Raw genomic sequence first — 8716 nt, 5'->3', positions numbered from 1 at the left:
GGGGGGGGGCGGGGGGGCGGGCGCGGGGGGGGGCGCGCGGCTGGCGGTGGGCGCCGCCGGTCGAGCCGACGAGGGTGCGCAGCGGCGCCAGGGTGTCGTTCGTGACGAGCCCGGCCCAGACCAGCTCCCACAGGGCCTCGACGAGGCCCGCGTCGTCGGTGGAGCCGACCGCGTCGGAGAGCTGGCGGAAGAAGTAGCCGCCGCCCGAGCCGAGCACGCCGACGATCTCCTGCTGGAGCTCGGTCAGGGTCACGGACTCGGCGGCGGGGACGGGGAGGGTCAGCCCTGCCGTGTCGGCGAGATGGAGGCTCACCCAGCCGTCGTTGCCGGGCAGGGTGCCCGCGCCGGCCCAGAGGACCTCGCCGGTCGCGGTGAGCTCGTCGAGCATCGCGGGGGAGTAGTCGCGCACCCGGGCGGGCAGGATCAGCGACTCCCAGGCGGACGCGGGGATGGGCGCGCCGGCCAGCTGGTCGATCACGGAGGCCACGCCGTCGATACCGCGGAGCGAGCCGCCGACGTGCTGCCAGGCGGGGAGGAAGCGGGCGTACGCGGCCGCGTCCACCGGCTCCACCTCCTTGCGGAGCGCGGCGAGAGAGCGGCTGCGCAGGCGGCGCAGCACCTCGGCATCGCACCACTCGGTCCCGGTGCCTGTGGGGCGGAACTCGCCCTCCGAGACGCGGCGCTCGCCCGCGAGGCGGCGCAGGGTGTCGGTGACGACCGCGACTCCGAGGCCCAGGCGGGTGGCGACGGCGGCGGCGGTGAAGGGGCCGTGGGTGCGCGCGTAGCGGGCGACGAGGTCGCCGAGCGGATCGCGGACCGGGTCGATGAAGGCGACGGGGACGCCGATCGGCAGGGGCACGCCGAGAGCGTCGCGGAGCCGGGAGGCGTCCTCCATCGCGGCGTACCGCTGCTCACCGCCGAGGCCCACGGGCAGGACGCGCTTGGCCTTCACGAGCGCGGCCACGTCGGCCTCGAGCACCGCGCGCTCGATCGCGGGCGCCTTCGCGACGTCCGCCGAGGCGACCGACTCGTCGACCAGGCGCTCCCCGAGCTCGTCGAGCGTCAGCGGGCCGAGCAGCCGGAGCAGGTCGGCGGCGCCCTCGAGCCCGCGGAGGCGGCGCTCGGGCTCGACGCGCTGCAGCTCGCGCTCGATCTGCGCGAGGACGGCCGGGTCGAGCAGCTCGCGCAGCTCCGCCCGGCCGAGCAGCTCGCCGAGGAGCGTCGCGTCGACCGAGAGCGCCGCGGCACGGCGCTCGGCGAGCGGGCTGTCGCCCTCGTACATGAAGGCCGCGACGTAGCCGAAGAGCATGGACCGCGCGAACGGACTGGCGGTCGGCGTCTCGACCTCGAGGATCCGCAGCTCGCGCCCGTCCAGCCGCGCGGCGAGCCGGAGCAGCGCGGGCAGGTCGTAGACGTCCTGGAGGCACTCGCGGACGGTCTCGAGGATGATCGGGAAGGTCGGGTAGGTGCGGGCGACGTCGAGCAGCTGCGCCGCCCGCTGCCGCTGCTGCCAGAGCGGGGAGCGCTTGCCCGGGTTGTACCTCGGGAGCAGGAGCGCCCGCGCCGCGCACTCGCGGAACCGGGCGGCGAAGAGGGCGGAGCCGCCGACCTCGCTCGTGACCAGCTGCTCCAGCTCCTCGCGCTCGAACAGGAACAGCTCGGAGCCCGGCGGCTCCGACTCCGTGTCGGGGATCCGCACGACGATGCCGTCGTCCCCGGCCATGGCCGCTCCGTCGACGCCGTGCCGCTCGCGGACGCGAGCGCCGATGGCGAGCGCCCACGGCGAGTGCACCTGCATCCCGTACGGGGAGTGCAGCACCAGCCGCCAGTCGCCCAGCTCGTCGCGGAAGCGCTCGAGCACGAGGGTGCGGTCGTCCGGGATCTGCCCTGTGGCCAGGCGCTGCTCGTCGAGGAAGGAGAGGAGGTTGTTGGTCGCGTACTCGTCGAGCCCGGCCGCGGTGCAGCGCTCGCGGGCCGTCTCGGGGGCGGCGGCGCCCACCTCGCGGGTGAACGCCCCGATCGCCTCGCCGAGCTCGGCGGGGCGCCCCTGCGAGTCGCCCTTCCAGAACGGGAGGCGCCCGGGCTCGCCGAACGCCGGCGTCACGATCACGCGGTCGTAGGTGATCTCCTGGATGCGCCAGCTGGTGGCTCCGAGCGCGAAGACGTCGCCGACGCGGGACTCGTAGACCATCTCCTCGTCGAGCTCTCCGACGCGGTTGCCGGTCGAGCCCGGCTCGCCGACCATGAACACGCCGAAGAGCCCGCGGTCGGGGATGGTGCCGCCGCTGGTGACGGCGAGGCGCTGGGCGCCGGGCCGGCCGGTGAGCGTGTTCGCGTCGCGGTCCCAGACGAGGCGCGGCCGCAGCTCCGCGAACTGGTCGGAGGGGTAGCGGCCCGAGAGGAGGTCGAGGGTCGCCTCGTAGGCGGAGCGGGGCAGGGACACGAAGGGGGCGCTGCGGCGGACGGTGTCGAACCAGTCGTCCACGTCGAGGCTCTCGAGGGCGGTCGCGGCGACGGTCTGCTGCGCGAGGATGTCGAGCGGGTTCGCGGGGACGGCGATCGCCTCGATCAGGCCCGAGCGCATCCGCTCCGTCGTCACGGCGGAGTGGAGAAGGTCGGCCCGGTGCTTGGGGTAGAAGGACCCGCGCGAGACCTCGCCGACCTGGTGGCCGGCTCGACCCACGCGCTGCAGGGCGCTCGCGACCGAGGGCGGCGTCTCGACCTGGACGACGAGGTCGACCGCGCCCATGTCGATCCCCAGCTCGAGGCTCGAGGTCGCGACCACGCAGCGCAGGCGGCCGGACTTCAGGTCGTCCTCGATGATCGCGCGCTGCTCCTTGCTCACCGAGCCGTGGTGGGCGCGGGCGAGCAGCGGCTCCTCGTCGGGCGCGGACTGCCCGCTGCCGCTCGTGCCCCCGGCCGCTCCCATCGCCTCGGCCGGGGAGCGGCGGACGGAGGAGGAGCCCGCTTCGGCTAGCAGGGCCCCGACCGCGACGGGCTCACCCGCCTCGCGCGCCCGCTCCGCGGCGAGCTCGCGGCGCTCGGCGTAGATCTCGTTGAGCCGGGCGGTCAGCCGCTCGGCGAGGCGGCGGGAGTTCGCGAAGACGATGGAGGAGGTGTGCGCGAGGACCCGGTCGACGATCGACTCCTCGACGTGCGGCCAGATCGACCCGCTCTGCGGACCGGTGGCCCCCATCGTCGATCCGTCCTGCGGAGCCGCCGTCCCCAGCTCGGACATGTCCTCGACCGGGACGACGACGCTGAGGTCCCACTGCTTCTCGGACGCCGGAGCCACGATCGCGACCGGGGAGCGGCCGGCGAGGAACCGGGCCACCTCCTCGCGCGGGCGCACTGTCGCCGAGAGGCCGATGCGCTGCACCGGCTTCGGAAGCAGGGCGTCGAGCCGCTCGAGGGAGACGGCGAGGTGCGCCCCGCGCTTGGTCGACGCGACCGCGTGGACCTCGTCGACGATGACCGTCTCGACGCCGCGGAGCGACTCGCGCGCCGCCGAGGTGAGCATGAGGTAGAGCGACTCGGGGGTCGTGATCAGGATGTCCGGCGGCGTCTTCTGCAGCACGCGCCGCTCGGCGGCGGGCGTGTCTCCCGACCGCACCCCGACGGTGACCGTGGCCGGCGCGCTGCCGATGCCCTCGGCGCTCAGCCGCAGCGCCGTCTGGGTGACGCCGACGAGAGGCGAGCGGAGGTTGCGCTCGACGTCGACGCCGAGAGCCTTCAGCGGCGAGACGTAGAGCACGCGCGTGCGGTGCTGCGGATCCTCCGGCGGCGGGCCCTGAACGAGCCGGTCGATCGCCCAGAGGAAGGCCGAGAGCGTCTTGCCGGAGCCGGTGGGAGCGACCACGAGGGCGTGCGCTCCGCTCGAGATGGCCGACCAGGCCCCCTCCTGGGCGGCGGTCGGCGCCGGGAACGCGCCCTCGAACCACGCGCGCGTGGCGGGGGAGAAGCGCTCGAGGACGTCCGGCATGCACCCATCCTCCCTGCCACCTCCGACATTGCCGGGGCCGCGGCCCGGGGGCGAGCCCTTGACGCGGAGGAGCCCGCCCGTCAGGCGAAGCCGAGACGCACGAACGTGCCGATGTCAGCGAGCTCGGCCTGCCCGACTCCGTGGGCGACGCCCTCGTAGACCCGGGCGTCGAGCGCCGTGTGCTCCGGGAACCAGGCCGCCGCGTCCCGCACGAGCTCCTCCGGGATCACCGTGTCGAGCGTCCCGCGGCCCCAGAACACCGGAGGACGCTCGCGGGCGAGCCGCTCGTCCGCGTCGTCGCCCTCGGCGAGCGGGACCACGAACCCGGACAGAGCGACCGCGAAGGCGAAGCGGCCCGGCGCGCGCCGAAGCAGCTGCACCGCCAGCGCGGCGCCCTGGGAGAAGCCCAGCAGCCCCACCGGACCCGGGTGCCCCAGAGCGTCGAGCCACTCGATCACCCCCGCCGCCGCCGCCTCGACGGCCTCGGGATCGGCCCGCGGCTCATCAGGCACCAGCGGCACCCGGAGCGGCCACCACGCGTTCGCCCCGCCGCCCAGGGCGAGAGGCGCCCGAAGGGACGCGAGGACCGGCTCCAGCGGCAGGTAGGCGCCGAGCGAGAACAGGTCCCCCTCGTGCGAGCCGTAGCCGTGCAGCAGCACCAGGAGGGGCCTGCCGACGCGGTCGCGCTCGGAGGAGGACCACAGCACCGCGTTCGCGTCGATTCCCATCGCACCATCATCCCCCTGAGTGCGGGATCGCCGCCGCCGGTCGGAACACCAGCCGCGAAGGGTGAGAATGGCTGCATGAGCGTGCGCACCCCTGACCCGAACTCCGGGTGGCTGTCCGACGACGAACTCGCCGAGATCCGCCGGCGGCTCCCGCTGCTGTACGTGGAGGCCGTGCCCGTCCGGGTCGACGGGCTCGGGCAGGTCACCGAGGTCGGCGTGCTCCTGCGCGCGACCCCCTCCGGCCAGATCACCCGCACGATCGTCTCGGGCCGCGTGATGTACGGCGAGACGCTGCGCGACGCGCTGTTCCGCCACCTCGAGAAGGATCTCGGTCCCATGGCCTTCCCCCTCCTCCCGGCGAGCCCGCTCCCCTTCCACGTCGCCGAGTACTTCCCGATGCCCGGCATGGGACCGTTCACCGACGACCGCCAGCACGCGGTCTCCCTCGCCTACGTCGTCCCCGTCACCGGCACCTGCGACCCCCGCCAGGACGCCCTCGAGCTCACCTGGATGACCCCCGACGAGGCCTGCTCCGACGCGATCTCCGCCGAGATGGAGGGCGGGCGGGGCGCGCTGATCCGCGCCGCGCTCGCTTCCGTCGGCCGCCTGTCCTAGCGGCGCGGATCGGCCGCGGTGCTCCCTTCTGCGCGCCGATAGCGGCGCGCCGCGGTCGGCTCGCAGGGACAGCAGGCCGGCTGGAGCATCGTGCGTCCGCCTGGACCGATCCGCCGGCACGCGACTCGGCCGTTCGGCTCGTGGATCCGGCATCCATGGGACCTCTGTGACCGGGCGAGGAGAGGCGGCGCCCCTGCCCGACGACGGCGCAGCAGGGGATCGCCTGATCATGACGCGGTGAGGATTTCCGGAACTCCCTGCGCGGGACTCCGCTCGAAGAGGTGAAGCGTGAACGACGAAGGGCCGGGGCCCGCGACCAGTAGTCGCGGGCCCCGGCCCTTCGTGATGTCGGCGCCCTGATCAGGACGAGCGCTGAGGTGCGATCACCGAACGCTCAGCCCCGGTCGCGACACGCTCTGCGCGTCGCAACCGTGCTTGAAGCCGACCGCGGTGCGCCGCTCCGCGGCTGCCCGCGAGGCGAACGGTCGATCCGCGTGCGAGCGGATCGGCCTAGCCGGTCGCGACACGCTCTGCGCGTCGCGACCGTGCTTGAAGCCGACCGCGGTGCGCCGCTCCGCGGCTCCCCGCGAGGCGAACGGTCGATCCGCGTGTGAGCGGATCGGACCTAGCCGGTCGCGACACGCTCTGCGCAGCGCAACCGTCCTTGAAGTCGACCGCGGTGCGCCGCTCCGCGGCGCACAATCGGACTCAGCCCTGCGCGCGGCGGCCGCCGCGGCGGGCGCCGCCGCCGGCGGACTCGCGGGCGGGAGCGGCCGAGGCTGCTCCGCCGGTCGCGGTGCTGTAGAACGAGCGCGATCCGCCCGAGGTCGAGGGGGCGCCGGCGGCCGAGCGGCTGCGGCCTCCGCGGGCGCCGCCGCGGGCGGGTCCCTCGGCGGCGGTGCGGTCGCGGCGGGGGCGGTCGCCTCCGCCGGTCGCGGCACCCGTCGAGCGTCCGCCGCGGGGTGCGGCGGTGCCCTCGGTGCGGGCCGCGCGCTTGCGCTGCGCGTTGGCGCCCTGCGAGCGTCCGCCCTGCGACTGGCCGCGGACGGGCTCGACGACGGCGCTGGGGGTGACGTACGGAGCGACGTCGCCGACGAGCTTCGCGACGGCGGCCGAGTCGGCCGTCACCTGCTGGGGCGCGACCTGGATCGCGGCCTTGCGGAGGAGGGTCTTCACGTCGCTGCGCTGCGTGGGCAGGACGACGGTGACGACGTCTCCCTCGCTGCCGGCGCGGGCGGTGCGGCCCGAGCGGTGCAGGTACGCCTTGTGCTCCATCGGCGGGTCGACGTGGATGACGAGCTCGACGTCGTCGACGTGCACACCGCGGGCGGCGACGTCGGTGGCGACGAGGACCTTGACGGTGCCGGCGCCGAACGCGGCGAGGTTCCGGTCGCGGGCGACCTGCGAGAGGTTGCCGTGCAGGTCGACCGCGGGGATGCCCTGGCCGGTGAGCTGCTTGGCGAGCTTCTTCGCGTGGTGCTTGGTGCGCATGAAGAGGATGCGGCGGCCGGTGCCGGACGCGAGCGTCTTCACGAGCGCGTTCTTGGCGTCGAGGCCGTCGACCTCGAACACGTGGTGGGTCATCAGCGCGACGGGCGAGTTGGCCTCGTCGACCGAGTGGAGCACCTCGTTCTGGAGGTACTTCTTGACCAGCTTGTCCACGCCGTTGTCGAGCGTCGCGGAGAACAGCAGGCGCTGCCCGCCGCGGGGGGTCTTGTCGAGGATGCGCGTGACGACCGGCAGGAAGCCGAGGTCGGCCATGTGGTCGGCCTCGTCGAGGACGGTGATCTCGACGGCGTCGAGGTTCACGAAGCCCTGCTTCATCAGGTCCTCGAGGCGGCCCGGGCAGGCCACGACGATGTCGACGCCCTGCTTGAGCGCCGCGACCTGGCGCTGCTGCGAGACGCCTCCGAAGATCGTGGTGGTGACGATGCCGTAGGCGTCGGCGAGGGGCTGCATCGCAGCGGTGATCTGCGTGGCGAGCTCGCGGGTCGGCGCGAGGACGAGTCCGAGCGGGCGTCCGGGGCGGCGGCGCCCGCCGGCGAGGGAGCCGCCGAGGCGGGCGATCATCGGGATGGAGAAGGCGAGGGTCTTGCCGGAGCCGGTCTTGCCGCGGCCGAGGACGTCGCGTCCGCCGAGCGTGTCGGGCAGCGTGTCGACCTGGATCGGGAAGGGCTCGGTGATGCCGCTCGCGGTGAGCGCGGCCACGAGGGGGGCCGGCACGCCGAGGGCGCTGAAGGAGAGGGGGGTGTTCGACATGGAGTGGTGCCTTTCGGGGGCATCATGCCGATCGAGGACGCGCAGGCGGTGGCCGGGGGCGCGGGTGATCGGCGTTCGGGCGAAGGTGACGGTGGTCACATCCGTTCGCCGTACGATTCGGTGCGCGCGGCCGGGGGCCTCATGCACGTGCGCCAGATGGTCGGGACGGATCCTCGACGGTCAGAGTCCTAGGGGACAAGGGGCGTTCTACGACGCGGGGGAGCGCAGTCGCTGCGCTCGCACCATCCCACTCTAGTGGATGCCGATCCATCCGCGCATCGCGGCCTGCACGCGGGAGCCGTCGCGGTCGCTCAGCTTGGTCCCGACGAAGTCGCCCGCCCAGTCCGAGGTCTGCACGCGGAAGGCCGGCTCCGGGTCGCGCAGGGTCTTCAGGATGACGGCGGCGACGTCGGACGGGTCCTGCGCGTGGGTCGAGGAGAAGGACGACGCGGCGCGGTCGAGGTAGGCGCCGAGCGCCGGCGCGTAGGGGCCGGCCTGCGCGAGCATCGCCGCCGCGTCGATGCCGACGTTCTCGACGAAGCTGCTGCGGACCGCTCCCGGCTCGATCAGCGACACGTGGACGCCGACGGAGGCGGCGACCGGGGCGAGCGCCTCGAAGAACCCCTCGACCGCGAACTTCGCCGCGCAGTAGTCCTCGTTGAACGGCTGCCCGATCGCGCCGCCGACGCTCGAGACGGTGACGATGCGGCCGCGGGACGAGCGCAGCATCGGCAGCGCGGCGCGGGTGACCGCGACGGTGCCGAAGAAGTTGACCTCCATCACGCGGCGCAGCTCCTCCGGATCCTCCAGCTCGAGGGTGCCGAGGTGGCCGGCTCCGGCGTTGTTCACGAGGGCGTCGAGACCGCCGAGCTCCTCCTCCACGGCGCGGAGGCAGCCGGCGACGGAGTCCGCGTCGGTCACGTCGAGCGCCCGCAGGTCGAGCTCGACGCGGGCCTCGGCGGCGGCGGCGCGCAGGCCCTCCGCCCGCTCCGGATCCCGCACCGTGGCGACCACCCGCCAGCCCGCGCGCGCGGCCTCGATCGCTGTGGCGCGGCCGATGCCGGTGGAGGTTCCGGTGACGAGGAGGACGGGACGGGGCATGCGGCTTTCCTGCTTTCCGGCGCACGACGGC

At 74.4% G+C, this 8716-nt stretch carries 5 protein-coding genes; 1 reads left to right on the top strand and 4 read right to left on the bottom strand.

Annotated elements, in window-relative coordinates; translation table 11 throughout:
• A partial coding sequence (locus C5C49_RS13780) for an ATP-dependent helicase (RefSeq protein ID WP_104346352.1) occupies positions 1-3982 on the bottom strand: 3982 nt, incomplete at its 3' end.
• Between the two features lie 80 nt (positions 3983-4062).
• Positions 4063-4710 (bottom strand): alpha/beta hydrolase, encoded by a 648-nt coding sequence (locus C5C49_RS13775; protein ID WP_104226771.1) that lies wholly within the window; start codon positions 4708-4710, stop codon positions 4063-4065.
• 75 nt (positions 4711-4785) lie between these two features.
• Between C5C49_RS13775 and C5C49_RS13770 the strand changes: the two genes are divergently transcribed.
• A complete protein-coding gene (locus C5C49_RS13770) occupies positions 4786-5325 on the top strand; it encodes an NUDIX hydrolase family protein (RefSeq protein ID WP_104225113.1) in 540 nt (179 codons plus the stop codon).
• A gap of 708 nt (positions 5326-6033) precedes the next feature.
• Here the strand turns inward: C5C49_RS13770 and C5C49_RS13765 are convergent.
• Both C5C49_RS13765 and C5C49_RS13755 read right to left on the bottom strand, forming a co-directional pair.
• Positions 6034-7584, bottom strand: a complete 1551-nt coding sequence (locus tag C5C49_RS13765; RefSeq protein WP_104225114.1) for a DEAD/DEAH box helicase — start codon at positions 7582-7584, stop codon at positions 6034-6036.
• Positions 7585-7836: 252 nt separating this feature from the next.
• The gene (locus tag C5C49_RS13755) at positions 7837-8685 is read right to left on the bottom strand and encodes an SDR family oxidoreductase (protein WP_104308445.1); all 849 of its coding nucleotides are present in this window, start codon (positions 8683-8685) and stop codon (positions 7837-7839) included.
• Between the last annotated feature and the right edge of the window lie 31 nt (positions 8686-8716).

The sequence above is a fragment of the Rathayibacter sp. AY1E2 genome, from assembly GCF_002932325.1.
Taxonomy (GTDB): domain Bacteria; phylum Actinomycetota; class Actinomycetes; order Actinomycetales; family Microbacteriaceae; genus Rathayibacter.
The sequence above is the reverse complement of the archived record's forward strand: the minus strand, read 5'-3'. Positions and strand labels throughout refer to the sequence as shown.

Coding starts and splice junctions, on each gene's coding strand:
- C5C49_RS13765 (WP_104225114.1), bottom strand. CDS start 7,584: ATGTCGAACACCCCCCTCTCCTTCAGCGCCCTCGGCGTGCCGGCCCCC.
- C5C49_RS13775 (WP_104226771.1), bottom strand. CDS start 4,710: ATGGGAATCGACGCGAACGCGGTGCTGTGGTCCTCCTCCGAGCGCGAC.
- C5C49_RS13755 (WP_104308445.1), bottom strand. CDS start 8,685: ATGCCCCGTCCCGTCCTCCTCGTCACCGGAACCTCCACCGGCATCGGC.
- C5C49_RS13770 (WP_104225113.1), top strand. CDS start 4,786: ATGAGCGTGCGCACCCCTGACCCGAACTCCGGGTGGCTGTCCGACGAC.